Here is a 26,026-nt window from a genome sequence, read left to right as displayed (position 1 = left end):
CTGGGAAAGCGCCTGGCTAGGAGGAGACCTCAAGCGGGCAGTTTCGTGTCGATGACGAAGCTGATTTCGATGACCTGGCCGGGCAAGGTCAGTTCAGTGATGCCCAAGACCGTGCTGGCCGGGCGGTGGTCGCCGAAGTACCCCAGGTTGCCCTCCGCCGTCGCCGCGGCATTCTGCCGCAGGTTCACCACGTACAGGGTCTGCGAGACGACCTGGTTCCGGGTGGCGCCGTAGTGGTCCAGGACCTTGTCCATGTTGGCGTAGGTCTGCTTGAGCTGGGCGGCGAAGTCGCCCGCGTAGAGGAACTCGCCTGCCTCATCGAACGAGAGCTGTCCAGAGACGTGGATCAGCTCGCCGGACTTGATCGCCTGTGAGTAGCCGAAGTCACTCTCGGCCGGCACGTTGTAGTTGAAGACATCAATGGTGGCCACGATGCTCGCCCTTCCGCTTTGCTCTCTTGTAGTTACTCGGAAACTGTAGGAGAGTGACGGTTGACCTGGAAGAACGCACTTTTCGGTGACTGAGGAACCTGATGGTGACCAAGCAACTACTCAAGGGCCTGCCCGAGGACGCTGACCTGCGGCGCGCAGACTCCCTGGCGCGGGAGATCTTCTCGGACGTCGCCAACAAGTGGGCGCTCCTGATCATCGAGGCGCTCGGCGAGCGCACTCTGCGGTTCAGCGAGCTGCGGAACGAGGTCGAGGGCGTCAGCCACAAGATGCTCACCCAGAACCTGCGCATGCTGGAGCGCAATGGCCTGGTCGACCGGAAGGTGCACCCCACCGTGCCGCCGCGAGTCGAGTACACCCTCACCGAGCCGGGCCGGGCCCTGCGCACCGCGGTCGACGCCATATGCGGCTGGACCCACCAGCACCTCGGTCACATCGAGAGTGCACGCGGCCGTTTCGACGCCTGACGGGCATGCAGCGACACTCTCGCGCGTTGCGCGATTCCTTGACCGATCTCACGTTGGTGGCCACCAACGCGGCCCGCGCTTGCCTGATCGGGCTACCGAGCCATCCTGTGCCGCAGGTTCAGAAACAGACATCTCACAGGCGGCGGACCGCCCCATGGACTTGCTGCTATTTCTCGTGAACATCCACGAGCCTCAAGATCACCAACTGCTGCCCAAACCGGCAGGCAAACGCTGCTGTTTGAAGTGAACGAAGCCATACCACTCGCCCACGGCTCGGAAGCGCGACTGGTGGAGGCAGAGACGTCGTCGGCTTCCCGGCGCATCAGGTCCGCGGTGCCGGAGGCACAGACGGGAACGGCCAGGATCAGCCGGTTGGGACCCTGCCTGCGCAGATGGCGCCGGGCGGCGCGTGCGGTGACGCCAGTGGCGAGTCCGTCGTCGACGAGGATCACCGTTCGGTCCTTGACGTGGGCTGCCTGCCGCCCGCCTCAGTAGAACTGCTCGCGGTGGTGCAGTGCTACCCGCTCGCGGACCACCTCTGCACCGAGCCGGTCCTCCCTGAGGTCGAGCATCTCAAGATGCCTGCTGGTCGAACAGCGGCGGATCGTCGGCGACGATTCCGGTCTCCGGCTGACCGGGCACACCGGCTCGGGCGACCTGTGCTGCCATAGGGACTTCATGTCGGCTCGTTCCGGCGCGCGGCGAACTCCTTGTGACCATTGGGGCAGGCCGGGATCTTCTCTCCCTGCCTCACCTGGACCTTCTCGTCGCACTTCGCACAGTAGAAGTGGACCACGCGTACGTCGCCGCCCACACCGTCGGCTTCGAGGAGCTGGCAAGATGCCGGCCGCCCAGTCGGATGTGCACTCCTCGACCCGGGCCGCCGAGTCTCCAGCCCGCGCGCCGTGACACCTCTCGCGAGATCCGTTTCGCGGTCCGGCCGACGCGGCGACAGGTGCGGTGGCACAGAAGCCGTGGCGGAATGCGGACCGACTGCAGAAGGGCACCGTGAAGCTGGCGGAATTTCTGGCTCGGGTCCGCGACCGCGGGGAGTACTACAGCCAGGAGGAGGCCGAGCACGTCAGTGCGGCGGTGCTGTGGGTGCTCGCCACACGGATCACCCCTGAGGAGGCCGACGACCTGGCGGCTCAGCTGCCCGCCCCGCTGGATGACGTCCTGCACCTGGAGCGAGGGCGCCCCGAGTCCTTCGGCCGCGAGGAGTTCCTCCGGCGCGTGGCCCAGCAGACCGGCGCCCGGCCACGGACCGCGGAGTGGGACGCGAGCGCCGTGTTGTCCACCGTCGCCGACGCGGTGTCCGGCAGGCAGGTCAACCATCTGCTGTCCCAAGTGCCGACCCGCTACGCGGAGCTGTTCGGCAGGACGGGCCTGAGCTGACGGATGGACGCGGACGGCCGGGTCTTCTTCCGCGTCCTGTGGTCGGACGACCGCGAATCAGTCCTGCGTACGGCCCTGGAAAACGTCCTGTCCGGGCGCTCGCAGCCACGCGAGCACCAGGGGCACGTGGTACCGATGCTCCGCGGCGTCGCCGAAATGGACCGCGTGCTGACACTCTCCGGCCCCACCGCGCGGCGCGACGTCCGCAGGGCGGCGCCTTCCATGTATGCCATGGCACGGGTGATGGGGCTGATGAAGCACCGCCGTGGACACGTGGCCGCGTAGCAAGCCCTGGGGCCCCGCGCAGGAGCCGCCCACCAAGGGTTGACCTCCATCTGTGCCGATCTCCTGCGAATGGCGAGGATGCGATGGACCGGGAACGAAGCGGCGTCTCCGCCCGGCGAGCACGCCCCCGGCCGAGTGTGGGATCGTCCACCCCGGTGTCCTGGCGCCCCCGATCGACATGGACGAGGAACATCGCCTGCACGCACAACTGCTCAACCACGCGGCCCGGCCGATCGCGGAGTATCCCCAAGTGCATGTGGACGCGGAAGTGATCATCGGTCCGGCGGCCGCCACCCTGGTGGATGCCTCGTCCCACGCCGGCCTGCTCGTCGTGCCGCGCCATCCCCCTGCCGAACGTCTGGGACTGCGCCTGGGCTCTGTGGTGCACGCGGTGCTGCAGCACGCACACTGCCCGGTCGCCGTCGTGCCGATCCCCTGACGGCCCGCTGGGGCATGCCAACCCGACCCGATACGGCCGCACGGCCCCGCGCCCACAGACCGGGCCAGGTCAGAGACTCGCCGACATGGTGACCGCGGCCCGCAAAAGGGCGTTCCGCCTGCCAGCCGAAGTGTCCAGTACGGAGTCGCCGCTCGACGGGGCCGGTTTCCACGTGTCATGGACCGAAGCGCGCGAAGCGGCATGAAGCGGCACGGACGCACGCGCGCGGACCAGAGGGCGCTCCATCAGGTATCAGCCCATGGTCACCGCGTTGCCGGTGTTGCCGACGGCGGTCCTCAGCCCGTGGTCCTCGTGATGCCCTGCTGTGGCCGGCTGCCGACCGGTTCCGTCCGCACTAGCATGGAGCCAGGGGCAGGAAAGAGAAGCCACCGCGCGCACCTCGCGGAAGCGCATGCGGTACGCCACCGGGCAGTTACCACCCGCGCCCTCGCCACTTCCGAGTGAGCCGACCGTCCCCAGTGCCGGACACCACCCGCCCGGAGGCGCGGCATTCCCGCAAGCGCATAGGCGCCACGGAAGACCGGAAGGGCAAAACCGATGCCTCCCACCCATCCACCCGACTTCGAGCACGCCATCCACACCGCCAACATCTGGCTGAAAGCGGTGTCCGAAGCCCTGGGAACCGAGGACCGCCACCTCGCCCACCGGGTGCTGCGCACCTGGCTGCACACGCTCCGCGACCGGGTCACCGTCGACGTGGCCGCCCACTTCGCCGCGCAACTCCCCGAGCTGCTGCGGGGCGCCTACTACGACGGCTGGAACCCCAGCGCCGTACCGATCAAGTACGACCGCGAAGGCTACGTGAACCGCTTCGTCCAGGAAGCGAAGGTCTCCGCCGAGGACGTGCCACGGATCGTTCCCGCGGTCACCGCCGTCGTACGCGAACACGTCTCGCCCGGGCAACTGGAAGCGGCACTGGAGCAACTTCCGCACGACATCCGCGCACTCCTCCTCCAGCCGACAGCCTGACCGAGCTCCACGCACGCGCTGGTACCGGCATGGCGGCGCCCCGGCGCAGCGCGGGGCGGGACCTGACGGTCACTCAGAGTGGCGACTGCACAACGTTTGCCCACCACCGGCGTGACGACAGATGCACAACAGCCTGATCGCCCCGCCGGGTAACGGCCCGGCCCGTCACCACCTCGTAAGGGAGCACGACATGATGCAGAACCGGTCCCCTGAATCCGATGCCGCGTTTGGGCCGGAGGCCCAGTTGAGCCGGCTGGAAGCACAGGTCGCGACCCTGGCCGAGGCCGTCCGGGTACTCGCCCGTGGGCGGGAGAACATCCCGTCGGAGGACGTTCCGCCCGAGGAAGCGGAACGCGGCGCGCGACTCGCCCACGAACTCCTGCTCCTCCAGGGTCTGTAGACGGACCGTCGTGCCGGAAGAGAGGGAGTCCGTGATGACGCATGCAACAGGACGTAAACCCATCGTGGTCGGCGTCGACCCCGATCCGGACAGACGCGCGGCGCTCGCCTGGGCTGTCGACGAGGCGGCCCGACGGCGCCTGCCACTGCTGCTGGTCCTCGCGCAGAACGTGCCGACCCCCGGGTACCGGCCGACGGGCGGTCGGCCGTCCTGGGAGGAGTGGAACGAGGCACTGCACGCGACGGGGGATCGCGTGCTGAAGGAGGCGGTGGCCTTCGCCGAGTCCCGCCACCCGCAGGTCACGCTGTCCGGGCTGCTGGCGGAGGGGCATCCGGCCTGGGTGCTGCACGAGCACGCGCAGGACGCCACCGAGGTCGTGCTCGGTTCCTGGCATCTGAGCGCTGTCCAGGAGCTTTTCACCTCCGCCGCTGTCGCCCTGCCGCTCGTCTCCCACGCGCCCTGCCCGGTGGTGGTCGTACCCGAGCGGGAGCACATCACCCGGCAGCCGCCGCATTTCGTCGTCGGGGTCGACGGGAGCCCTCAGTCCGCTGCCGCCGTCGACTTCGCACTCGAGGAGGCCGCGTTGTGCGGCGCGGCCCTGCGGGCCCTGTACGTGTGGCACCCTCCGATGCTCGGAGTCCTGGACGAGGAAGCGGCCGTCCAGGAGTGCCGCAGGCTGCTGTCGGAGACGGTTACGGTGCGTACCGCCGCCCATCCGGAAGTGGAACTGCACCACGAGGTCGTGAGAGGCCACCCGGTACAGGTCCTCACCAAGGTGTCCGAAGACGCCCTCGGCCTGGTCGTGGGCACGCGCGGGCATGGCGGCTTCACCGGCATGCTGCTGGGCTCCGTCAGTCAGGGCGTACTGCACCACGCCCGCTGCCCGGTCATCACCGTTCCATACGCGCACGACCAGTAGCCCACGGTCTCCAGCAGGAGGACCTCACGCCGGAAGGCGGGTGCCAAGTGTCCGCCGTGACTCTCGCCGGGACAGTGCGCGGGCTCTCCAGCGGGCAGACAGTGGAGAAGAAGGCCGGTGCCGCGAGCGCCTGAGGAGGGAGAGGTCACATGCTGCATCGAATGATCGGCAACCTCATGACCACGGCGGTTGTGAGCGTGCGGCGGAACACAGGCCTCAAGCGTCTCCAGCGTCGCGCGGGCCGCCCTTTCCGCGGCGCCACGACTGTCCCAGCCGTGCCCGCGACTGCACCTGCCCGATGAACTCCTCGTGGCGCATTCCCCTCACCCCCTGCCGGGATCTTCGGCGTTTCCCCTGGTCGCCAGGTAATCAGGGCGCCTCCCGGCAATCACCAGGCAAGCAGGAATACGCATCACGGCTCGAGAGGCGTCGGCCTGCTTCCGATCGAGCTGGCCGAGGTCCTCATGGACGCGGCCGACAACTTCCCCGGCAGAACCTGGGGCGTGCGGGAGTTCGTACGACGGGTGGCCGAGGCCACCGGGGATGACGAAGAGACCGCCCGCGCTCACGCCGAAGCGGTGCTCACCGTCCTCGCGAAGACGATCTGGCGGGGACTGGCCTGACAGGTACTTCGGGCAGCTGGCCGGATGGAGCGGGACCGACGGAGAGGCGCCGGTGGTGCTCCCTTGCAGGGCCGGACACATCACGTAAAGTCACTTTCGTGACAGTGAGTGATGGAGTATATGCTTTCGGGCCGCCGACCGGGCGTCTGACGATCCGTACCAGCCGCGCCGGGTTCGGCCGGAGGGCGGGGCACGACCTTGCGATCGAGGTCACCCGATGGTCGGGGAACGCGGTGGTGGTCACCGGCGACCCCGGGAAGTCGTCGGTGACCGTGATGATCGAGACAGGGGCGCTGACCGTCCGGGAGGGCGCCGGAGGGCTCAAACCCCTCACCGACGCCGACCGGGCGGAGATCAAGCGGACGCTGGAGAGTGAGGCACTGCTGCACACCGCAGAGCACCCCACCATGGCCTTCCGCTCCACCAGCATCACCGGAACACCCGAGGACTTCGAAATCACCGGAGACCTCACCATCAAGGGCCGGACCCACCCGGTCACGGTGCACGGCGGCAGCGACGGTGACGGCACGGTGTGCGGCTGGGCCACCGTTACCCAGTCAACCTGGGGAATCAAGCCGTACAGTGCGTTCATGGGCGCGCTGAAGGTGGCCGACGAGGTCCGGATCGAGTACGCGGTGACCGAGCTCCAGCCGCTCCCCGGCCCAGGGCAGGCGCCCCGATAGGAGCGATGTCCCGTCGCCCGCGGTGAGACGTCAAGGGCCACAGGCGGGCGGCTGCGCCAGAATCCGCCGTACGCTGACGCTGGCGCACGTGCCGCGGGCGCTGGTCGACCGGGACACCCGCGGTCTGGTGAAGATCGTCGCCGAGGCGGGCACCGGCCGCGTGCTCGGTGTGCATGCCGTCGCCGAGGGCGCCGGAGACGTCATCACTGCCGCTACGTACGCGATCAGCGCGGGGATGGCTGTCGGCCAGCTGGCGCGCGCCTGGGCGCCGTATCTGACCATGGCCGAGGCCCTCAAGCTCGCCACGCAGACCTTCACCCGCGATGTGGACAGGCTGTCCTGCTGCGCCGAGTGAGCCAGGCGGGGCCTGTGGTCCATCGGTGGGCTGCGCAGTCTTGGTCTGCCCGGACACACCGCGAGTGGTACGGCCCCGGCCGGCGGCGCGCCTCACCATGATGATGCCGGGTCTGCCTGGGGAAGCGATGACGTGCTCAGGGGCGAGGTCGCTGCGCATGTCCTGCGGGTGGCTGGTCCCCTGGAGCGGGCCACCTGCTCGGCTCAACTGTCGGACTTGACCATGACCTTCCCGCAGCAGCAGGTCGGGGCCGTCCCGGTGCAGTCAGCCGGGGCGGACACGAGCACCTGGATGGTGCAGTCGCAGGTGTCGCAGGGGCAGGTGTAGGTCTCGCCTTCTTGCATCGGCATGGCGTGTACCTTCTTCCCAATGAGTGACGAGTGGAATGTGCCGGATTGTTCCGGTGCTTTCCATGGTGAAGCCGTGCCCCTGGGGCACGGTCAACACGGACACGCCGGAGGTGCGGCACATGCGCGACGACGGCCGGGAGCTGCTGACCATTGGGCAGCTCGCCGCGGCGGCGCAGGTCACCCGCAAGGCGGTGCGGGTGTGGACCGGGCGCGGGCTGCTGGCCCCGGTCGACCGCACGGCTTCGGGTTATCAGCTCTTCGCTCCGCAGGCGGTGGGCACCGCGGTGTTCGTGCGCCGTGCCCGGGATCTCGGCCTTGGCCTTGACGCCGCCGCACGCATTCTGCGGACCCGCCGCGAAAGTGCCCAGCAGCCGTGCGCCACCGTACGTGCGCTGCTCGCGGAACGCATCGGCGAGATCGACACACTGGTGGCCGATCTGCTGGCCATACGGGCCGAACTCGCTGCGGCGGCGGCCCGCCCAGAGCCGGCCCCGGGCGCCGAGGTCTGCGGGCTGATCGAAGCGGAGTAGCCGCTCCACACACAGCGACCGGAGCCTACTCCCGCGCCAAGGCCCGCAAGCCGTCGGCTCCCGCAGGCACTCGCGGACCAGCGGATGCCCTCGTTCCGCCGATGACTCCGCGCTACCCGGCCTCGTCGCGCAGCCGGTCCGGTTCGAGAACGGTGATGCGGCCCCGACCCAGCCGCAGCAGGCCCCGGTCGGCCAGTTCACGCAGCACTTTGGTGACCGTCTCGCGGGACGTGCCCGCCAGGGCGGCCACCTGCTCATGGGTGAGCGTGACCTGTGGATGTGAGGCCGTGGGGCGCAGCGGCCGGGTCGGCGCCTTCGCGGGGATGAGGGTGATCAGGGTGCAGGCGACGCGATGGGCGACGGACTTGAAGACCGTGTCGGACAGGCGCTGTTCGAGGTCGGCGAGGCGGCGGCCGAGGATCGCGGTGATCCGTGCGGCGATCCTCGGGTCCGCGAGCAGCAGCCGGTGTACGTCGTCGCGGCTCATCACGCAGACGGTGACGTCGTCGAGGGCCTCGGCGTAGTTGCCGTACATGCGCTGACCGAGCAGCGCCATCTCGCCGAAGATCGTGCCGGGGTTGATGATCGCTGTGGTCAGGGCGCGGCCCTCGGCCGAGACCCGGAAGACGCGGATACGGCCGCGTTTGAGGATGAACAGCACTTCGCACGGCTGGGGCGGGGAGTAGAGGATCTCGCCGGCGGTGTAGGTCTTCATCGGGGCGGCGTCCGCGATGGCCGCCGTCTCCGGCTCGCTGAGGTCGCAGAAGATGTCGACCTCGGACAGGCACCAGGTCCGGTCCGCGTCCTCGTGAAGGTTCTCGCGCATGCGGCCCATGTCCTCGCGTCGGCCCGGGGCCCAGGGGGGTGGTGCCGCACCCCAGGGCGGGTTCGCCAGGACGTCACTGCCCTCCACCAGACAATAGGGCACCTGATCACCAATCGGTATATCAGCACCTATATGAGTATCTTCGGGTGAAAGCGGCCCTCCCGGCGAGGCACCCCAGGGCACGGGCTTCCCCGGGGTGCCGGCCGACCGCGGCGGTGTGCGTCCCATGCTCAGGCCGGCCCTGTGCGCTGCTTGCCCATCACCGAGGCGATGCAGGCATAGGACAGGCCCAGCAGCAGTCCGAAGACGAGATGGGCGCCGAAGCTGGAGCTGGTGACGTCGTTCCACTCGAAGACCGGCATACCCATGTTCGCGGGCATGATCCACATCGCTCCGATCAGCCAGGCCACGACTCCGTACCCCAGCCCGAGCACGGCCGCGGGCACCATTTTCCGGGCGTGCTTTCCCAGCAGCACGCCGAAGGCCAGGCCGAAGGAGACGGCGATGGCCAGGTGGATGAGCCAGCCCGCAACGGCGTTCGTCGAGCCCAGCAGCCCCGCGACCATCGTGATCATCGCGGTGTCCATCATCGGCCGGGAGACGGACATCCAGATGCCCATACCGATGCCTCCGACGACGCCGGCCGCGGCGCCCCAGACGGCGTACAGCGGGATGACGGCGGTCCTCGGCGATACCTGCACGGTGGTTGCCATGGTCTACGACCTCTCTGTCTGCGCGTGCCTTCCTTCCCCGCCGACGCTAGGACCGGTGCATCGGGAAGGCATGTGACCGCGCTTACGTACCGGCAGGTAGAAGCTCCGATTCGTCGGCATACGCGGCGGCGAGCTGGTCGACCTGCTCGTAGCCGGTACGCGGCAGGAAGGTGTTGAGGCGGCCGTAGGACTTGGCGCCCAGGATGAAGAAGTACGGTTCGGGGTTGCGCAGCGCGTCGATGCCGACGGCGGGCTGGGCGAGGCAGTCCCCGGCCGCGGAGCCGAGGAGGGCGGCGGGGAGGTTCCTGGGGGCGCCGGTGGCGTAGCACTCGTGGACCTGCAACTGCCGGTAGAGGGAGGCGTCGCCGGTGTAGCCGGTCAGCGCCACGATGTGGTCGCAGACCGGTGTAGCCGGTCAGCGCCACGATGTGGTCGCAGACGATCTCACGCGGGCCGTCGGCGGTGGCGAGGATGACGCGTACCCGGTCGTCGGCGGGTTTCAGGGTCTGGACGTGGGTGCCGGTGTGGACGGTGACGCGGTGGTTGGCGCCGTCGGCGAGGGCCTGGGAGGTGTCGACGAGGTGTTGGCGGCCGGGCAGGGTGTCGTCGGGTACGGCGCCCCAGTCGGGCGCGGGGCTGCGTACCGCCCATTCGACGCGGGTGCCGGGCAGGGCGGCGAGGTCGCGGGCGGCTGTCTGGGCGGATTGTCCGGCGCCGACGAGCAGGACGGTTCCGGTCCAGCGGTCGGGGTCGCCGGTGTCCGGGAGGGTGCGGGTGATGCGGTGGGCGACGGTGCGTTCGCCGGGGGCGGGGATGCCGCCGGGGCCGAGGGTGTTGGGGTGGGAGTAGGTGCCGGTGCAGTCCAGGACGAGGTCCGCCGTGGTCGTGTCCTCGCCGTCGAGGGTGTCCAGGAGGAGGGTGAAGGGTGCGGCGGCGCGGGTGTCGGTGCCGATCTGCTCGTGTTTGAGCAGGCCGGTGCGGGCGAGGGCGGCGACGCGGGTGCGGTACCGGATGCGGCCTTCGAGGGTGGGCAGTGCGGCGAGCGGGTCGAGGAGTCGGGTCGCGAGTTCGGCCCTGGTGGGGCAGTCGTCGCCGGTCGGGCCGGTCGGCAGGTGGGTGCGCATGCGGTGGGAGACGTTGAGGTCCCACGGGGTGAAGAGCCGGGCGTGGCCCCGGGCCCGTACGTGGGCGGCGACGGTGGCCGCGGCTTCGTAGACGGTGAACGGCCGTCCGGCGTCGGCGCAGGCGAGGGCGGCGTCGAGGCCGACGGGGCCGACGGGGCCGGCGCCGAGATCGCGACGTGGCGCTGCATGAGGAACTCCTCTTCCGTACGGGTCAGATGGCGCAGTGGACGGGGCGGGGCAGGGTGCCGTCGGTGAGGCGGGCGGTGGAGAACCGCTCGGTGACCAGCTGTTGGCCCGTGGTGAGCGGGGTGCCGGCGGGGGCGAGGTGCAGGCCGGGGCTGGTGGCGAGGTCGGCGTCGGCGGGGTGCCGGTGCAGTCCGTCGGCGGTGACGGTCAGTTCGGGGATGCCGGAGTCCTCGCCGATCTCCACGCCGGTGACGGTCAGTTCGGAGATGCCGGAGTCCTCGCCGATCTCCACGCCGGTGACGGTCAGTTCGGAGATGCCGGAGTCCTCGCCGATCTCCACGCCGGTGTCGGAGAAGCCGCGGCGCAGCAGCGGTCGTACGGCGAAGTGGCTGGCGGGCAGGCCGGGTTCGGCCAGCAGCTCGGCGACCGCGGGGATCTCGTGGGTGTTGTCCGGGGTTTCGGTGAGGGCGACGCGCGGGGCAGGCCGAGGTCGATGAGGTGGCGGATGCCGTCGATGGTGCGCTGCCAGGAGCCGGGGCCGCGGTGCAGGTCGTGGGTGTGGGCTGTGGCGCCGTCCAGGCTCCCTAACCGTGATCGGCTACACCACGACAAGGGACGCCATCAGCATCCGCACGGCGCGTCACGTCACGACAGGGGTAAAGGTTCTCGCGGCACTATGCGCTGGGGTCACGGAGGCCGACTGCGTCGTGCCGCCAGAACGGCTCTGCGTAGACCAGTGTCCCTGTCATCCATGGCTCGTACTCCGGGAGTCTGAGGGCCTGGAAGGCGCCATCTGGAATGCGCAGGGATGGTTTTCGGAAGCCCTGGTCGTCACCGGGCGCGAAGCCGAAGCGGGAGTAGTAGCCCGGATCGCCCTCCAGGAAGACCAGGGGGACGGCCCGCTCAGCGAGGGTCTTCAGCCCGTGTCGGACCAGGGCCGAGCCAATACCGCGCTTGTGATGCTCGGGCATGACGGCCAACGGGCTGAGCACATGCACCTCAACCAGTCGCCGAGGGGCATCGAGCAGACTGCGGGTGAACATGATGTGCCCGACGATCTGCCCGTCGAGTTCAGCGACCAGTGAGAGACCGTCCGCGGGCGTGATCGTGCCCCGCAGGGTATCGACCAGGTCGGCCACGACAAGGCCGTGGTCACCGAACGCCCGCAGGTGGATGTCCCGCACAGACTCTCTGTCGCTCGGAAGTTCTTCGCGAAGATCCATGACCGGATGGTAAGGACACGTCCCAGTCGCTCGCACACGGTTTTGAAGCCCGAAGGATGCGTGGTGAGTGGCACCGAGTTGCACACCACATACAGCGTCCGAACGGCGCGTCACATGACCACAGGGCAAAGGTTCTCTGATGCGGCACTAGAACCTTTGTGATCTTTGCGTTGGCGGCTTCCTCGTGGCCGTCGATGCAGCCGTGATATCGCTGGTGGATGACCTCTGGAGAGCTGCCGACGCGTCGGGCCACCTCAGCGATCGGCACTCCGGCATTCAGCCATCGCGTGATGCACGCGTGCCGCAGGTCGTACGGGCGCCCGGCCAACGGCGAGTCGAAGGCCTCCGGCGGTAGGGCGTATTCCCGCGCTTCCTCCCACACCCGCCAGTAGGTGGATGAGCCGACCACTCCCCCGCGCTCGTTGCCGAACACGCGCCCTTCCTTGGCGGTTCCGAACTCCTTCAGGTCCGCCTGGAGGATGGCGACCAGGACCGGTGGGATGGGGACCGGCCGGTCGGTGGACGCCTCGCGCGCCTTCAGGCCCCGCCGGTCGTGGCGCTCCCCGGAGTCGGTCCACTGCTTGCCGGAGACGGGGCGTGTCTCCCGCAGCGTCAGCGTGCCCCAGCCCTTCTCTGGCAGGTGGCAGTCCGACAGCCGTAGCCCGACCGCCTCAGCGGGCCGGAGCCCCGCGTAGTACAGGACCGCGTAGAAGGCCACCAGGCGCCGCCCACGGCAGCGATCCCACGAACCGACGTAGGAGACGGACGTGGGCAACTGCCAGGCCTGTACGGCGTTCACCAGAACGCGCGGGTCCACCACGTCATTGGAGCCGGACACGGCCGAGTGCCGCAGGTCGTACGGGCGAGCCGCGAGTGGAGTGCTCACCAGGCCGGGCGATAGGGCCAGCTCCCGGGCTCCGTGCCAGACGCGGCCGTACCTACTGGGGGCAAGGACGCCACCGCGCTCGTTGAAGAACAACCGCCCATCGTCAGCGGTACCGAAGGTGTCGACGCTCTCCCGCCACAGCGCCACCAGTTCAGGCGGCAGCGGCACCGGGCGGGCGTCCCCCGGCGGGCGGCCCTTCAGACCACGCTCGTCATGGAGGCGTCCGGTGTCGGTCCACTTCCTGCCCGCCTGGGGACGAGTGATGTGCAGAATCACCCTGCCCCAGCCCTCCGGCGGCAGGACGCAGTCCGGCAGGGTCACCGCGACGGCCTCCTCGGGCCGCAGCCCGGCGTAGCCAGCACACCGGCGACACCGTCCGCAAAGCCCTGGTCGACCAGGGCTTCAAGAACCAGGTCGTCGCACACGGCGCCGGCCTGGGCATCGACGTCGAGATCGTCGAACGCGCCCCCGGGCACCGGGGATTCCTGCCGCAGCCGAAGCGGTGGAGGGTTGAGCAGACCTACGGATCCCGATGCTGCACCGGCGCCTGGTCCGTGACTACGAGCACCGCACCGCCTCATCCGCCTCCCGCGTCCACTGGGCGATGTCCCACGTCGTGATCCGCCGCCTTACCGGCGCGAACATCTCCACCTGGCGCGAAGAGGCGGTGAGCGCATGAACATTCGCCCCCTCCTTCAGGCACTGGACCTCCAGGAGGACGCCGCCCGGGCCCTGGCCGACGACCTTCGTACGCAGATCGACGCTCTGCAGGCCCTGCTGCGGGAGGCCGAGACACACCTCGCTCACCTCGCGATCACCCGCAAGACCGTCACCGGCCTCGCCGACCGGCTCCCCGCATCCCCGCCGGAGCTGCCCGAGCACCCGGACGACACGCGCATCCTCGCTGTCCTCAACGAGGCGACCGGCCCCCTCCGGGCCAAGGAGGTCTGCCAGGCCCTCGGTCACGAGGTGCTGCCGAAGAACGTCGAAGGCACCCGGGCCAAGCTGAAACACCTGGCCAAAAAACTCGGCATCCTCACCCAAGCCGACGCCGGTAGCTTCGCCAGGAAGCAGTAGCGGACGCCGCAGCCAGCACTCCTGTCCCAAGCATCACCTGGAAACGGACATCACCGCACGAACCGCCCTCCGAGAAAGTCTCCGGCAGGTGAGCCGCGGGCTGGGAATGGCTGCGGCGACCCTGTGCGGGCTTCCTCCAGACGGCCTCAAGTCGTCAAGCGGTGACGATCTCCCGCTGACCTGACCGGCGTACCCGTGAACCGAGTGCTGTACGCCGTCGTATCAGCCGTTACGAAGACCGATACCGTCGCCCGCTCCGGGCGCGAAAAAGTCAGCGAGGCTGCCGATCATGTCCGTGAACGCCGTCAAAGACATCAACCACTTGGAGACGCGGCGACGTCTCCCCAGCGGGCTCCCGCTTCCACTCGTACCAATAAGGATTGGGGGTGGAGCACGCTCACTCTGTTGAGCCGGGAGAGGTCGACGACGATGCCGTGGTCGTTGGTGGACCGGCCGCTGATGCCGTGGCCGCCGCTGCGCGCGGTCACGGGCACCTGAGCAGTGCGGGCATGGACCAGGGCGTCTGCTATGTCCTGGTGATCGCGGGCGCGTAGCACGGCGGCCGGGGAGCCGAGGCGGGTGTAGGTGTGCCGTACGGCGTCGTAGTAACGGTCGCCCGGTCGGATCGCGACCGCGGCGAGGTTTTGCGGAATGGCGTCGTCAGGGGCTGGCAGTGGGCTGGCGGTGGTGCGCATCGGGTGCTCCGCGTTCTCGGCGTGGATGAGAGGGTTGGGTTCTGTCCGGCACTGCGGCGGGGTGGTCCGTACGCCGTTGGTGCATGGGATCAGGTGCTGAAGCGGGGCCGCGGTGTGCGGGCTGTCGCCGGCGATGAGGCGGCCCGCGTGCCGGCCGAGGTCTTCGCCGCTGAACCAATCGGGACTGTCCGCTCCGATCGCGGCACGCGGCGGGTGCGGATGGGGCCGATGATGAGCTCGCAGGTACGCGGCCCCGCGCCGTCCAGTTCCGCCGTAAGGAAGGTCACCAGTGACTTCTTCGCCGCGTTGGTGGCGCCGACGAGCGCGGAGAACGGGTAGGGGATCTCCGCGCTGAACCCGCTCAGGTGCACCAGGGCACCGTCCCGGGACAGCAGCGGAGTGACCGCTCGTAGCGCGTGGAAATGACTGGTCGGGTACAGCTGGGCACGCACCGACTCGCTGTCGGCGTCGCCGACATCCACCGTGTGGGTGATCAGGGTGCGCAGCCGGCATCCTTGGCGTAGGCCGCGAGGCTGGCCAGCCGTTCCTCGCTGCGGCCGGTGGCCGCGACGGTGACTCCCTGGCGAAGCAGCGCGAGGGCCATTCCCCGCCGACGCTACCGGTCGCGCCCGCCACCACGACGGTCCGTCCGGACAGCAGCAGGTTCTCCTGTATGTGCGTTCATGGGACGACGTCCCCTTTTTTCTGTGAGGCGGGGAGATGGACCCCCGGGGCGGGGCTGGGCAGGGGCGGGCCGGTGCCCGCTCCTCAAGGACCCTTAGGCGGCCGTTGCGGCGCGCTCGCCCATATCGACGGCGTTGAAGAAGGACCGGGCGCTCATGCCCATGGCCGGCACGTTCTCCTGCTCAGGCGCATGCGGTGCGGGGCGTCGTGGAACTTGGGGTCGAGCTGGAACTCGGCGGCCAGGGAGAACCACGTCACCGGGACGGCACCGGCCTGGACCATGCGCTGGATCGCCGCGTTGTGGGCCTCGAGCGAGAGACTGGCGGAGGCGTCGACCGCCACGTGCACGCGGTAGCCCTCACGCAGGCCGCCCAGTACGGTCTGCAGCACGCACCCGTCGGTGGCGATGCCGCCGATCACCAGGTTCTCCCGGCCCTCCGCCCGGACCGCCTCGGCGAACGATGCGTCGAGGAAGGAGTTGAAGTCGACCGCGCGCTCGATGACCGGCTGGTCACCAATGGCCTCCAGCAGTTCCGGGTACAGCGGGCCGGACGGCTTGCTGGACTCGCCGTTGGTCACCACCAGGCCGCTGCCGTACCACTTCGCCGTCTTCGCCAGGCCCACGACGTTGTTGATGTGGTCGGAGAGGTTATGGGAGCGCAGGAGGTTCGCGAAGCCGACGGCGTAGTCGACGAGGACGACTGAGATCTCCACCGAACCCGGGGCGGTTCAGATGGATGACCACACCGGCCAGCGCGAACGAGCCGACGCCGAGAAACATGGTGGTGCCGCCGTGGGCCGCGAGGAGCAGGCCACCGGTGTAGGGGCCGATGAAGACGCCGAGTTGGGCGAAGGTCTGCGCGCCGAAGTACGAGCCTCGGCGGTCCTCCGGCGCGATCCGTTCAATGGCCGGACTCGGCGTGCGCGCCGTGGTCGCCGAGCTGGGCTTCGAACCAGTCGTGCAGAGCGTCGACCAACGCCGAATCCTGCGTGGTGTAGGTCAGGGTGGCCCCGTCGGCCCGGTCTTCGTACGTCACCTCGATACGGTCATAGCCGTCCCGCAGTTTGGCGAGGCCGGGCATGTCGGCGCCGTGGATCCGGGCAGGGTCGGCGAAGTCACCCCGGCCGAACGCCGCGGCCTCCTTGCGCAGGTGCTCGCGTATCAGGTCGATCTGCTCGGCGTCGCCGCGCTGGTCGGCCACGACATCCTGGGTGCCCCCCGTTGCCGTGGGGGTGAAGCGGTGGGTGGTCTGCTCAAGGTCGAAGGGCATCACGGATCTGCCGCGCTCGGCCACTAACTCCTGCCGCTCGGTCCGGCCGTCGCCCGGCTCCTGCTCTGAGCCGCCGGCCACCAGGGCGACAGCCGTCACCGCGCCGGCGATCATCACACCCGCGCCCGCCACCAGGGCCCGGCGCTTGCCGCTATTCATCCAGTGCCTCCACCATCACATCGAGGGCGTGGAGTACGCCCGCTCTTTCGTGGGCCGGGATCGCTTCGAGCAGCCGGGAGAAGCGCTCCCGTCGTGCTTGAGCAAGGTTCTGCGCGGCCCGCTGCCCCGACGGGGTGAGGCGCAGGACGACACCGCGTCCGTCGTCAGGGGCCGGGGCGCGTTCCACCCACCCACGGGCGGACAGCTGGGTGACCAGGCGGCTCACGGTGCTCTTCTGCAGTCGCAGCCGGCGCGTCAGCTCCACCTGCCGCAGTTCGCCCCCCTGTGCCAACTCGCCCAGGGCGTGGGCCTCGGAGACCGAGATCTGCTGGCCGCAGGGGGTGGTTTCCGGCTGGTGCAGTCCAAAGGCGCGGACAAAACCTGCCAGTGCCTCCTGAAGAACGGCGGGGTCATCGGCCCTGCGATCCCTTGACATGGTTCGACCATACAACCAAGAGGTTCGAAAGCACAACCAGTTTGGGGCTCGTCCACGGGGTATCGGATCCGGCACGGCGGCCTCAGCGGGCTGATCCGCGGATCTGCCGCCTGTCAGCGAGAGGACACGTGCACGGGTGAGGTGAGCGGCCAGGGCCTGGAGCAGTGCCGCTGCGGCCATGCGGCGGCAGCGGCGGCGAGTGGTGACTCGCCTCGCCCCGGCATGACCCGCTCCGTTTCGGTAGTGTCAGGGGGCGAGGGCCGCGGCGGCCCTCGAAAGATGTCTTTGGGAGCGACCGTGAGCCGGTGCGTACGAACAGGAGGCGCCCTCGGGCACCTGCTGCTCGTGGTCGTGCTCGCGTTCGGTGTGTTCGTCATGCACACCGTCGGCCATCCCACCGATGCGCATGCCGCCGAGATGGGCCCGGCCTCCCATGTGTCGGCGCCCACGGCCCACGCGGTCTCGTCGGCGTACGAGGCTGCCTCAACTCCGGCCTCGGCGCATTCCCAGCACGCGGCCACCTCCGAGCAGGCACCGTCGACCGACATGCCCGTCCTGGCGATGGACATGCTCTCCCTCTGCCTGGCCGTCCTGCTCGCCGCATGGGTGCTCGCCGCGCTCGTCCGGTCGGCGCTCGCCCGCCACCCCGACAGGCCGGCGAGCCTTCGGGCCCAGGTCGCCGCGGTGCTGCACCCCAACCCGCCGCCACGCGGCCCCGATCTCACCCAGTTGTCGGTTCTTCGGCTGTAGGCCGAGACACCCTCGCGGGCGCGCACCACGCGCGATCCCGCTGTCTCGCACGCCCGAAAACCGCCAGAAGAACCAGACAACACCCGAGGTGAAATCGATCATGACTGCCTTCACGCGTGCCCTGCGCCGCACGTCCACTCGCCGTATCGCGGCAGCGAGCATCGTCGCGACGGGAGCCCTGCTGCTGTCCGCCTGCGGTGGCGACGGCGATGACATGAGCGGCATGGACCACGGCAGCGGCTCGTCGTCGGCCACGGCGACCGCCGACGCCGGGGACAAGGCCGGGGACTTCAACGACGCGGACGTGATGTTCGCGCAGATGATGATCCCCCACCACGAGCAGGCCCTGGACATGGCCCAGCTCGCCGACGGCCGTGCCTCCGACGCGGAGATCAAGGACATCGCCCAGAAGATCGAGCAGGCCCAGGACCCTGAGATCCAGACGATGAAGGGCTGGCTGGAGTCCTGGAAGCAGCCGACCGCGATGGAGTCCGTGCCCGGCATGGACCACGGCAGCGGTCACGGTGGCGACGGCATGATGTCCGACGCGGACATGAAGGAACTCCAAGCCGTGAAGGGCCAGGAGTTCGACAAGCTGTTCGCCCAGATGATGATCGAGCACCACAACGGCGCGATCACCATGGCCGAGGACGAGCAGAAGAACGGCAAGAACGCCGACGCCAAGAAGATGGCCGGCGACATCGTCAGGGGCCAGTCCGCCGAGGTCAAGCAGCTCCAGAGCATCCTCGACCGGCTCTGAGCCAGGTCACACAGGGCCGTCCGGCTCCGCGGCACGCTCGCCGAGGAGCCGGACGGCCCGGCCCCGGCCTTCGCACATTCCCCTCGACCGCACCTCCCGGCCTTCCGCGCCGACGCGAGCCCGATGACTCCGAGGACCCATGCACAAGCGCCATGCCGCCGCGACGGCGGCTGCCCTGACTCTCGCCCTGACCGTGGCCGCCTGCTCCGATGGCAAAGACGGCACGGATGCGTCCGCCGCCTCCGGCACCAGGGTGAGCCACATCCACGGCCTCGGCCTGGACCCCTCCGACCAGCGCCTGTACGTCGCCACGCATGAGGGCGTCTACACCTCCGACGCGGACGGCGACGCCCAGCTGGTCGGGGACAGCAAGGACGACTTCATGGGCTTTACCGTGGCCGGGGAAAAGACGTTCTACGCCAGCGGCCACCCCGCCTCCGGCGGAAACAAAGGACTGATCAAGAGCACCGACGCCGGCAAGACCTGGACGTCACTGTCCCTGTCCGGCGAGTCGGACTTCCACGCGCTGGACCACGCGCACGGCACGGTCTACGGCTACGACGCCGCCAACGCCCTGCTGCGCACCACCAAGGACGGCACCACCTGGAAGGACGGGGCGCGCCTCGAGGCGCTCGACATCGCGGTCAGCCCCAACAACCCCAGTCTCATCCTCGCCACCACCGCCGAGGGCATCGCCCGCAGCACCGACGGCGGCAGGACGTTCGCCGACGGCGAGGAGCCGGTACTGGCGTTCCTCTCCTGGAAGGCCGCGGACGCCCTCTACGGCATCGACCAGGCCGGCGTCCTGAAGCGCAGCAGCGACGGCGGCGCCACGTGGAAGAAGGTCTCCACCGTGCCGGGCGGCCCACCCCAGGCGCTCACCGCGGTCGGCGCCGAGCACCTCCTGGCCGCCACCCAGGACGGCGTGTACGAGTCGAAGGACGGCGGCAAGACCTTCCGCAAGCGCCTCGCCGTCGAATCGAGCGGCGGACACTGACCCGGCACCCAGTCGATCACGCCGGGAGCCGGGACGCGGGTTTACTCCGTGACTGTGACCATCGTCGGCATGCCCGGCGTCCGGGGCGCCGCGATCGCCACTCGGCGAGGACTTGGAAACGGGCTCGTGTCTCTCCTGCTTCTCGTCGCGAGTGACCTCGCGTTCCTCTGTCTTCGCGGGCGGCTCTTCGTGGCCGGCCACATGGCGGGGAGGCAGCCACGAGCGGCAACAGCCCGGGGCCTTGTTCGGCGGGGCGGCCGTGCTCTTCGGCGTGTGGGCGGCGGGCTGGGGCCCCCGACGACAGCCCCGGACGCGGCGTCCTTGTCACTCTGGTCACTCTCGTCGTCGTGTGCACGGCGCTCGCTCCCCTCGCGGCGGTCGATCTGGTCGTCGTCGTGCGCAGGCTCAGCAACGAACGCGGCGATCGTTCACGGGCGGGGTGAGTGTGTCCCGGGCGCCGAGTCCAGTGCGGCCGGCAGTACGGCGAAGCCACGCGCTAGGGGCGCAACCGAGGGCGGCTTCGCGCGCCGCACGGGTTCCGCACCGATGATGAGGCATCGCGGCCGTCCTCCTGTGGGACACGGTCGTATCAGCGTGCCCGCACCTGCGCTGACGACCCCGACGAGCAGCGCAAGGGCAGGGCATCAACCACCGACAAGGGGGAAGACGGGGTGAAAGCCTCCCCATTCGGAACGGTGTCGCGGAAGGCGGTCACGATGGCTCTGTTGCTGTTCCTCATCCTCGTGGCAGTGGTCCTGGGCCTCATCGGTGCGGTGGTCGAGGGGTTGCTGTACCTGCTCGTGATCGGCGCGGTCGTCTTCCTCTGCGCACTCGCCTATGCCGCACTGCGGTTCCGCCGGGGAGGCCGCCGGTACCGCTGAACTCCCGCAGCTCTTCGGGACGGCACTGTCAGCACAACGCCGGCGATGCCACCCTGTGCTCACACGGTCCGGCTCCGCCAGGCGGAAGAGGAGCTGAGCCATGAGGTGACCCGGCTGATGTCGGAGGAGGTGACGATGCCCGCCAGTCGGCTTCCTTCCAGCACGAGGGCACGATGGGTGGAGCCTGCCTGCAGTTCCGGCACGAGCCGGGCCGGCGGATCGTCGGGACGGGGCGTCGGCAGATCGCCGACCGGCACCATCACACGGGCGACGGTCGTGGACGCTCGCTCCGTCTCCGGGACGGCGTCGGCGCCCTTCGAAGTGACCAGCCCGACCGCGGCGTTCCCGTCCTCGACGACTGGGAAGGCCGAGTGGCGGTAGCGACAGCGCGGGTCGGTCAGGAACTCGCCGACCGTGGTCTGCCAGGGACAGCCACCGGGTCGGGGGTCATCCGCGTCGCTCACCGGGATCCCGGACAGCAGTTCCCGGAGTTTCGCCCGGCCACTTTCCGCCGTGGCCACCGCGATGACGAACCAGCCGATGACGACCAGCCAGACCCCGCTGAAGAGGGCCCCGGCGAGGACGCGGTACACACCGAGACCGACCAGCACCCACCCCAGTACCCGCCCCGCGGCCGTGGCCACGGCGGTGGCGCGCAGCGGGCTGCCGGTCTTCCACCACACGATCGCCCGCAGCAGCCGGCCACCGTCCAACGGCGCGGCGGGCAAGGCGTTGAAAACGGCCAGCAGGACGCTGATCCCCGCCAGCCAGGCCAGCGCCCCCACCACGAGCCCAGCCTCCGTGAATCCCGCCAGCAGCCCGGCCGCCAGAGCGAACAGCACGCCGAGTGCCAGGCTGACCTGCGGTCCCACGCCGGCGATGCGCAGTTCCGCCCCGGGCGTGGCCGCCTCGCTCTTCAGCCGGGCGAGTCCGCCGAGCAGCCACAGAGTGATGTCCTCGACGGACACCGTTGCGCCGGGCCACCAGCGCATGGCTGATCTCATGGGCCAGCAGCGACAGCAGGAAGACCACCGCGGTCACCGCGGAGGCAAGCCAGTACCGCCACACCGGCCGGCCCGGATGAGCCTCCCGGAGCCCACCCCCCCGCCAGCCCCACCAGGATCACCACGAAAGTGTCCAGGACGCTCCCGTGCACCCCCACTCGGATGCCGGCCACATGCCTTGCAGGCGCGGCGCCGGCCCCTCGGTGCCGTCGAGCCGTTGCCGTCTCATGCGCCGCCGGGTCCCCGGAACGCTCCCCACCGACACGCGACGGCCCGCACACGGAGTTACGGCGCAGGCTCCCTCGCGCAGGCCCCAGGCCCCGCAGCGCCACCCAGGTGCTCGCTGCTTCACCGGTCACAGGAGTCAAGGCGTGAGCCAGCCACAGGACCACGCGGCACGCCTTCCGCCCAGAACAGACGAAGTGTGGCATTTTGGCTGGCCAGTGGGATACCGACCATGGGGAAGGTGCGGCCCTTCAGGGCCGGGTGACCGGGATGCGGGAAGCGGCAAGCGGCGCGGCAAGGGTCATTCCCGGGAACCGGCGGGTCGCGCTGTGACCGAGCTGACCAGGGATTCCTCGTCGGCTCACCCGGCGCAGGGTCCGGCACTCGGGCGCGCACTGGTGCGTCTGACACGGACCACCGATCACAAGGTGATCGGCAATCTGTACATGGTGACCGCGTTCGGTTTCTTCCTGCTGGCCGGCGTGATGGCGATGCTGATGCGGGCGGAACTCGCCCGCCCCGGTGTCCAGGTGGTCGACCTCCACCAGTACAACCAGCTGTTCACCATGCACGGCACGATCATGATGCTGCTGTTCGCGACTCCCATGTTCGCGGGCTTCGCGAACGCCGTGATGCCGCTGCAGATCGGCGCACCGGATGTGGCCTTCCCCCGGATGAACGCACTGTCGTACTGGATGTTCCTGTTCGGCGGGCTGTTGGTCGTCAGCGGCTTCCTGCTGCCGGGCGGGGCCGCGGACTTCGGCTGGTTCGCCTACGCCCCCTTGAACAGCGAGGTGCACAGCCCGAGCACGGGCGGTGACCTGTGGACCATGGGGCTGGTGATCACCGGGGTCAGCACCACGCTGGGGGCGGTCAACTTCATCACCACCATCCTGTGTCTGCGCGCCCCCGGAATGACGATGTTCCGGATGCCGATCTTCACCTGGAACATCCTGTTCACCTCCATTCTCGTCCTGCCCGCGTTCCCTGTGCTCACGGCCGCGCTGCTTGCCCTGGAGGCGGACCGGAAATTCGGCGCGCACATTTTTGACGCGGCCAACGGCGGGCCGGTCCTGTGGCAACACCTGTTCTGGTTCTTCGGACATCCTGAGGTCTACATCGTGGCGCTGCCGTTCTTCGGGATTGTCACTGAAATCCTTCCGGTCTTCTCCAGGAAACCGGTCTTCGGTTATCTCGGCCTGGTGGGGGCCACGATCGCCATCACCATGCTCTCGGCGGTGGTCTGGGCGCACCACATGTTCGCCACGGGTGCGGTGTTGCTGCCGTTCTTCTCCGCGACGTCGTTCCTGATCGCCGTGCCGACCGGAGTGAAGTTCTTCAACTGGATCGGCATCACCTGGAAGGGGAGTCTTTCCTTCGAGACGCCCATGCTGTGGGCGCTGGGCTTCATGGTGTCCTTCCTGCTGGGCGGCCTGAGCGGAGTGATCGTCGCGTCACCACCGATGGATTTTCACCTCACCGACAGCTATTTCATCGTGGCCCACCTGCACTACGTTCTCTTCGGCACCGTCGTCTTCGCCATGTTCGCCGGTTTCTACTTCTGGTGGCCCAAATTCACCGGGAAACTCCTCGACGAGCGGCTCGGGAAGATCCAGTTCTGGACGCTCTTCGTCGGGTTCCAGACCACCTTCCTGGTGCACCACTGGCTCGGCGAGATGGGGATGCCACGCCGTTATGCCGACTATCTCGCGGCCGACGGTTTCACCCTGCTGAACATGATCTCGTCCATCGGCTCGTTCCTGCTCGGTATCTCCACGTTGCCGTTTCTCTACAACGTCTGGAAGACCGCCAGGTACGGCAAGAAGGTCGAGGTGAACGACCCTTGGGGGTTCGGGCGCTCACTGGAGTGGGCGACCCCCTGCCCGCCGCCACGCCACAACTTCGTCGCCCTGCCGCGGATCCGCTCCGAGTCACCCGCCTTCGACCTGCATCACCCGGACATCAAACGGGACGAGCAGAGGCGTTACGGATGAAGACCGAAGCGGTGCTGTTCACCGGTGTCGCCGCGTTCTTCGCGCTGACGGCCGGCACCTACGCCACATTCGCCGACGATCCGGCCGGAACCGCGGCCCTGATCGTCGCCTTCCTCATGGCGGCCCTGGTGGCCTTCTTCCTGGCCGTCCAGTACCGGCGCCGCGGGCTTCGCCCGCAGGACCGCAAGGACGCCGAGATCGCGGAGACGGCCGGTCCACTGGAGTTCCTGCCGCCCGACAGCTCCTGGCCGATCACCACCGCCCTCGGGTCCGTGGTCGTCGCGCTGGGGGTGGTCTACGGGCTGTGGCTGCTGCTGATCGGCCTCGGCGTGCTGGCGCTGGGCATCTTCGGCACCGTTTTCGAGCACGCGGGCCGTCAGGACTTCGGCCCGTCCGCCGAGCCACCGTCCGCCGAGCCGCCGTCCGCCGAGCCGCCGTCCGACGGGCCACGCTGAGCGGGACGCCGGGCGGGCGGTTCCAGCTTCCCCGGACCACCCGGTTCGGCCTCCTGCCGCGGATGCGCGGAGGCCGCGAACCAGACCCCGAGCGCCGCGCGCAGCCGCGCCGTCCTCCCGGCGGCCTCCGTGGAAGCCGGCGGCACAGCCATCGGCAAGCTCCCGCGCAGTACGACGTGCCGCTCCCCGGCCTCCACCGGCCGGTGGCTCTCCCCATAGGCGCCCTCGATCGTCTGCCGCACCTCGCCGGTCTCCGCCCCCTCCGCGAGCCGCTGGTGCTCGGCCTCGCGCAGGGCCACGCAGACGCGTTTGGTCACCATGAAGGCGGCCACCGGGAGCACGATCACGGCCAGACGCAGGGCCCAGGTCAGAGCGTTGAGGGAGATACCGAAGGAGAGCGCCACGATGTCGTTTCCGCCGGCCAGGAGCAGCACCCCGTAGAAGACGACCCCGGCCACCCCGAAGCCGGTCCGCACGGGCCGGTCCCGCGGCCGGTCGCACAGATGCTGCTCGCGCGACTCACCGGTCACCCATGCCTCGATGAAGGGATAGGCGTACAGGACCGCGAAGAGCGCGGCGGGCAGGACCACGGCCGGCAGGAGCACGTTCCACATCAGCGTGTGCCCGGCGACGACGGTCTCCCACGGCGGGATCAGCCGCAGCGCGCCCTCCAGGAAACCCACGTACCAGTCGGGCTGCGCCCCGGTCGACACCTGGTCGGGACGGTAGGGCCCGTACGCCCACACGGGGTTGATCTGGGCGAGCCCGCCGAGCAGGGTCAGCACACCGAAGACCATGAAGAACAGCCCGCTGGAGGACGTGGCGAACTGCGGGACCATCGGCTTGCCGACGACGTTGCGGTTCGTGCGCCCCGGGCCCGCCCACTGGGTGTGCTTCAGGTAGAACACCAGGATCAGATGGACCGTCACCAGGGCCAGGAGCAGTCCCGGCAGCAGCAGGATGTGCAGGCTGTACAGCCGGACGATGATGTCCTCGCCGGGAAACTCGCCCCCGAACGCGAACATCGCGGCATAGCTGCCGACGATCGGGATCGACAGGATGATGCCCTGGGCGATCCGCAGGCCGGTTCCGGACAGCAGATCATCGGGCAGCGAGTAACCGGCGAAGCCTTCCGCGACGGCCAGCAGGAACAGGGTCACGCCGATCACCCAGTTGCCTTCGCGGGGCTTGCGGAACGCGCCCGTGAAGAAGATCCGCAGCATGTGCACACCGACCGCGGCGACGAAGACAAGGGCCCCCCAGTGGTGCATCTGACGGATCAGCAGCCCGCCGCGCACATCGAAACTGATGTCCAGGGTGGACGCGAACGCCTCCGACATCAGCACCCCGTTCAGCGGGGTGTAGGAGCCGTCGTAGGCGACCTCCGTCATGGAGGGCTCGAAGAACAGGGTGAGGAAGATGCCGGTGATCACGAGGACGAGGAGGCTGTAGAGCGCGAGTTCGCCCAGGTAGAAGGACCAGTGGCCGGGGAATGCCTTGCGCAGCAGCCCGCCGGCCTCACTGACGGGGAACCGTCCGTCGAGTCCCGCGACGACGCGGCCCGCCGACTGCCCGGTCCTGCGTCTCACCGCGTGCGCCTTCAGACGAGTCCGCCGGAAGAAGATCACAGGCAACTCCCGCTCTCTCGGTTCCTGAGCAACGATAGGGAGGCCCAGCGGGCACAGGGGCCGGACGCGCCGTCACACAGCGTGGTGTGGTCGTCATCAGGGCACCGGACATGGCGAGGCTGCCGCCGTTCCGGTGACCTGCGCCCTCGGGCGCAGCCGTCCGTCCG

33 protein-coding genes and 3 pseudogenes are annotated in these 26,026 nt (G+C 69.3%); 19 read left to right on the top strand and 17 right to left on the bottom strand.

Annotation, left to right across the window (positions count from 1 at the left end; translation table 11 throughout):
* Positions 1-29: 29 nt before the first annotated feature.
* Positions 30-431, bottom strand: a complete 402-nt coding sequence (locus KWI83_RS17415; protein WP_218515260.1) for a RidA family protein — start codon at positions 429-431, stop codon at positions 30-32.
* Between the two features lie 101 nt (positions 432-532).
* Here KWI83_RS17415 and KWI83_RS17410 point away from each other — a divergent pair, with 101 nt between their 5' ends.
* On the top strand, positions 533-916 hold the full coding sequence (locus tag KWI83_RS17410) for a helix-turn-helix domain-containing protein (RefSeq protein ID WP_121745156.1): 384 nt from the start codon (positions 533-535) through the stop codon (positions 914-916).
* 92 nt (positions 917-1,008) lie between these two features.
* Here the strand turns inward: KWI83_RS17410 and KWI83_RS38640 are convergent, their stop codons facing one another.
* The gene (locus KWI83_RS38640; RefSeq protein WP_308122080.1) at positions 1,009-1,368 is read right to left on the bottom strand and encodes a phosphoribosyltransferase family protein; all 360 of its coding nucleotides are present in this window, start codon (positions 1,366-1,368) and stop codon (positions 1,009-1,011) included.
* Between the two features lie 556 nt (positions 1,369-1,924).
* Between KWI83_RS38640 and KWI83_RS17400 the strand changes: the two genes are divergently transcribed.
* The 9 genes and pseudogenes from KWI83_RS17400 to KWI83_RS17360 all read left to right on the top strand — a co-directional run.
* Positions 1,925-2,311 carry a DUF2267 domain-containing protein gene (locus tag KWI83_RS17400; RefSeq protein WP_218515291.1) on the top strand — a complete coding sequence of 129 codons (387 nt, stop codon included), beginning with the start codon at positions 1,925-1,927 and terminating at the stop codon, positions 2,309-2,311.
* Between the two features lie 3 nt (positions 2,312-2,314).
* Entirely contained in the window at positions 2,315-2,596 is a 282-nt protein-coding gene (locus KWI83_RS17395; protein ID WP_218515259.1) for a hypothetical protein, read from the top strand.
* A 178-nt stretch (positions 2,597-2,774) separates the two neighbouring features.
* Positions 2,775-3,035: a universal stress protein gene (locus KWI83_RS17390; RefSeq protein WP_218515258.1), complete on the top strand. Its 261-nt coding sequence runs from the start codon at positions 2,775-2,777 to the stop codon at positions 3,033-3,035.
* Between the two features lie 558 nt (positions 3,036-3,593).
* The gene (locus KWI83_RS17385) at positions 3,594-4,025 is read left to right on the top strand and encodes a DUF2267 domain-containing protein (protein WP_218515257.1); all 432 of its coding nucleotides are present in this window, start codon (positions 3,594-3,596) and stop codon (positions 4,023-4,025) included.
* Between the two features lie 190 nt (positions 4,026-4,215).
* Positions 4,216-4,425 carry a hypothetical protein gene (locus tag KWI83_RS17380; protein ID WP_218515256.1) on the top strand — a complete coding sequence of 70 codons (210 nt, stop codon included), beginning with the start codon at positions 4,216-4,218 and terminating at the stop codon, positions 4,423-4,425.
* A 34-nt stretch (positions 4,426-4,459) separates the two neighbouring features.
* Positions 4,460-5,344, top strand: coding sequence for a universal stress protein (locus KWI83_RS17375; RefSeq protein WP_218515255.1), 885 nt, complete (start codon positions 4,460-4,462; stop codon positions 5,342-5,344).
* Between the two features lie 338 nt (positions 5,345-5,682).
* Entirely contained in the window at positions 5,683-5,967 is a 285-nt protein-coding gene (locus KWI83_RS39990) for a DUF2267 domain-containing protein (protein WP_308122085.1), read from the top strand.
* Positions 5,968-6,065: 98 nt separating this feature from the next.
* Entirely contained in the window at positions 6,066-6,650 is a 585-nt protein-coding gene (locus KWI83_RS17365; RefSeq protein ID WP_218515253.1) for a YceI family protein, read from the top strand.
* Positions 6,651-6,699: 49 nt separating this feature from the next.
* Positions 6,700-7,005 (top strand): annotated as a pseudogene (locus tag KWI83_RS17360) (mercuric reductase); the annotation flags it as partial.
* 203 nt (positions 7,006-7,208) lie between these two features.
* Here KWI83_RS17360 and KWI83_RS17355 read toward each other — a convergent pair.
* Positions 7,209-7,355, bottom strand: coding sequence for a hypothetical protein (locus KWI83_RS17355; RefSeq protein ID WP_218515251.1), 147 nt, complete (start codon positions 7,353-7,355; stop codon positions 7,209-7,211).
* 119 nt (positions 7,356-7,474) lie between these two features.
* On the opposite strand from KWI83_RS17355, the gene KWI83_RS17350 reads away from it, so the two are divergent.
* A complete protein-coding gene (locus KWI83_RS17350) occupies positions 7,475-7,885 on the top strand; it encodes a MerR family DNA-binding protein (protein ID WP_218515250.1) in 411 nt (136 codons plus the stop codon).
* A 112-nt stretch (positions 7,886-7,997) separates the two neighbouring features.
* Here KWI83_RS17350 and KWI83_RS17345 read toward each other — a convergent pair whose 3' ends face one another.
* The 7 genes and pseudogenes from KWI83_RS17345 to KWI83_RS38630 form a co-directional block, all read right to left on the bottom strand.
* Positions 7,998-8,711 carry a Crp/Fnr family transcriptional regulator gene (locus tag KWI83_RS17345; RefSeq protein WP_256362379.1) on the bottom strand — a complete coding sequence of 238 codons (714 nt, stop codon included), beginning with the start codon at positions 8,709-8,711 and terminating at the stop codon, positions 7,998-8,000.
* 230 nt (positions 8,712-8,941) lie between these two features.
* Positions 8,942-9,424 (bottom strand): hypothetical protein, encoded by a 483-nt coding sequence (locus tag KWI83_RS17340; RefSeq protein WP_218515248.1) that lies wholly within the window; start codon positions 9,422-9,424, stop codon positions 8,942-8,944.
* Between the two features lie 82 nt (positions 9,425-9,506).
* Complete coding sequence (locus KWI83_RS17335) at positions 9,507-9,812, bottom strand: hypothetical protein (protein ID WP_218515247.1); 306 nt, start codon at positions 9,810-9,812, stop codon at positions 9,507-9,509.
* A 76-nt stretch (positions 9,813-9,888) separates the two neighbouring features.
* A pseudogene (locus KWI83_RS40300) lies at positions 9,889-10,638 on the bottom strand (hypothetical protein); the annotation flags it as partial.
* 121 nt (positions 10,639-10,759) lie between these two features.
* Positions 10,760-11,074, bottom strand: coding sequence for a hypothetical protein (locus KWI83_RS17325; protein ID WP_218515246.1), 315 nt, complete (start codon positions 11,072-11,074; stop codon positions 10,760-10,762).
* A 334-nt stretch (positions 11,075-11,408) separates the two neighbouring features.
* On the bottom strand, positions 11,409-11,957 hold the full coding sequence (locus KWI83_RS17320; RefSeq protein WP_218515245.1) for a GNAT family N-acetyltransferase: 549 nt from the start codon (positions 11,955-11,957) through the stop codon (positions 11,409-11,411).
* Positions 11,887-13,164 (bottom strand): tyrosine-type recombinase/integrase, encoded by a 1,278-nt coding sequence (locus KWI83_RS38630; RefSeq protein ID WP_308122078.1) that lies wholly within the window; start codon positions 13,162-13,164, stop codon positions 11,887-11,889. The genes KWI83_RS17320 and KWI83_RS38630 overlap by 71 nt, the downstream gene beginning before the upstream one ends.
* 32 nt (positions 13,165-13,196) lie before the next feature.
* Here KWI83_RS38630 and KWI83_RS39985 point away from each other — a divergent pair.
* Positions 13,197-13,522: pseudogene (locus tag KWI83_RS39985) on the top strand (IS5/IS1182 family transposase); the annotation flags it as partial.
* Positions 13,519-13,920 carry a hypothetical protein gene (locus KWI83_RS17305; RefSeq protein ID WP_218515244.1) on the top strand — a complete coding sequence of 134 codons (402 nt, stop codon included), beginning with the start codon at positions 13,519-13,521 and terminating at the stop codon, positions 13,918-13,920. The pseudogene KWI83_RS39985 and the gene KWI83_RS17305, both read left to right, overlap by 4 nt.
* A 314-nt stretch (positions 13,921-14,234) precedes the next feature.
* Here KWI83_RS17305 and KWI83_RS17300 read toward each other — a convergent pair whose 3' ends face one another.
* The 5 genes from KWI83_RS17300 to KWI83_RS17280 form a co-directional block, all read right to left on the bottom strand.
* Positions 14,235-14,615 (bottom strand): FAD-dependent oxidoreductase, encoded by a 381-nt coding sequence (locus KWI83_RS17300; protein ID WP_218515243.1) that lies wholly within the window; start codon positions 14,613-14,615, stop codon positions 14,235-14,237.
* A gap of 89 nt (positions 14,616-14,704) precedes the next feature.
* On the bottom strand, positions 14,705-15,097 hold the full coding sequence (locus tag KWI83_RS17295) for a hypothetical protein (protein ID WP_218515242.1): 393 nt from the start codon (positions 15,095-15,097) through the stop codon (positions 14,705-14,707).
* A 355-nt stretch (positions 15,098-15,452) separates the two neighbouring features.
* On the bottom strand, positions 15,453-16,013 hold the full coding sequence (locus KWI83_RS17290) for an isochorismatase family protein (protein ID WP_218515241.1): 561 nt from the start codon (positions 16,011-16,013) through the stop codon (positions 15,453-15,455).
* A gap of 188 nt (positions 16,014-16,201) precedes the next feature.
* Positions 16,202-16,729, bottom strand: coding sequence for an aspartate carbamoyltransferase (locus tag KWI83_RS17285; protein ID WP_256362375.1), 528 nt, complete (start codon positions 16,727-16,729; stop codon positions 16,202-16,204).
* The gene (locus tag KWI83_RS17280) at positions 16,722-17,165 is read right to left on the bottom strand and encodes a MarR family winged helix-turn-helix transcriptional regulator (protein ID WP_218515240.1); all 444 of its coding nucleotides are present in this window, start codon (positions 17,163-17,165) and stop codon (positions 16,722-16,724) included. Before KWI83_RS17280 ends, KWI83_RS17285 begins: the two co-directional genes overlap by 8 nt.
* 297 nt (positions 17,166-17,462) lie before the next feature.
* On the opposite strand from KWI83_RS17280, the gene KWI83_RS17275 reads away from it, so the two are divergent.
* The 4 genes from KWI83_RS17275 (at position 17,463) to KWI83_RS17260 (ending at position 20,553) form a co-directional block, all read left to right on the top strand.
* On the top strand, positions 17,463-17,915 hold the full coding sequence (locus KWI83_RS17275) for a DUF6153 family protein (protein WP_308122077.1): 453 nt from the start codon (positions 17,463-17,465) through the stop codon (positions 17,913-17,915).
* Between the two features lie 100 nt (positions 17,916-18,015).
* Complete coding sequence (locus tag KWI83_RS17270) at positions 18,016-18,675, top strand: DUF305 domain-containing protein (protein ID WP_218515238.1); 660 nt, start codon at positions 18,016-18,018, stop codon at positions 18,673-18,675.
* Between the two features lie 139 nt (positions 18,676-18,814).
* Positions 18,815-19,672 carry a F510_1955 family glycosylhydrolase gene (locus KWI83_RS17265; RefSeq protein WP_218515237.1) on the top strand — a complete coding sequence of 286 codons (858 nt, stop codon included), beginning with the start codon at positions 18,815-18,817 and terminating at the stop codon, positions 19,670-19,672.
* Positions 19,673-20,388: 716 nt separating this feature from the next.
* Positions 20,389-20,553, top strand: coding sequence for a hypothetical protein (locus KWI83_RS17260; protein ID WP_218515236.1), 165 nt, complete (start codon positions 20,389-20,391; stop codon positions 20,551-20,553).
* A 59-nt stretch (positions 20,554-20,612) separates the two neighbouring features.
* Here the strand turns inward: KWI83_RS17260 and KWI83_RS17255 are convergent, their stop codons facing one another.
* Positions 20,613-21,545, bottom strand: a complete 933-nt coding sequence (locus KWI83_RS17255) for a site-2 protease family protein (protein ID WP_256362374.1) — start codon at positions 21,543-21,545, stop codon at positions 20,613-20,615.
* A 635-nt stretch (positions 21,546-22,180) separates the two neighbouring features.
* Between KWI83_RS17255 and ctaD the strand changes: the two genes are divergently transcribed.
* Together ctaD and KWI83_RS17245 are read left to right on the top strand one after the other, a co-directional pair.
* Positions 22,181-23,776 carry a cytochrome c oxidase subunit I gene (gene ctaD / locus KWI83_RS17250; protein ID WP_218515289.1) on the top strand — a complete coding sequence of 532 codons (1,596 nt, stop codon included), beginning with the start codon at positions 22,181-22,183 and terminating at the stop codon, positions 23,774-23,776.
* A complete protein-coding gene (locus KWI83_RS17245) occupies positions 23,773-24,231 on the top strand; it encodes a cytochrome c oxidase subunit 4 (RefSeq protein ID WP_256362373.1) in 459 nt (152 codons plus the stop codon). The genes ctaD and KWI83_RS17245 overlap by 4 nt, the downstream gene beginning before the upstream one ends.
* Here KWI83_RS17245 and KWI83_RS17240 read toward each other — a convergent pair.
* On the bottom strand, positions 24,153-25,820 hold the full coding sequence (locus KWI83_RS17240) for a cytochrome bc complex cytochrome b subunit (RefSeq protein ID WP_308122076.1): 1,668 nt from the start codon (positions 25,818-25,820) through the stop codon (positions 24,153-24,155). The two genes, KWI83_RS17245 and KWI83_RS17240, sit on opposite strands and share 79 nt — an antisense overlap.
* Positions 25,821-26,026 lie beyond the last annotated feature (206 nt).

The sequence above is a fragment of the Streptomyces sp. TRM70350 genome (assembly GCF_019219825.1).
Taxonomy (GTDB): Bacteria; Actinomycetota; Actinomycetes; order Streptomycetales; family Streptomycetaceae; genus Streptomyces.
The sequence above is the reverse complement of the archived record's forward strand: the minus strand, read 5'-3'. Positions and strand labels throughout refer to the sequence as shown.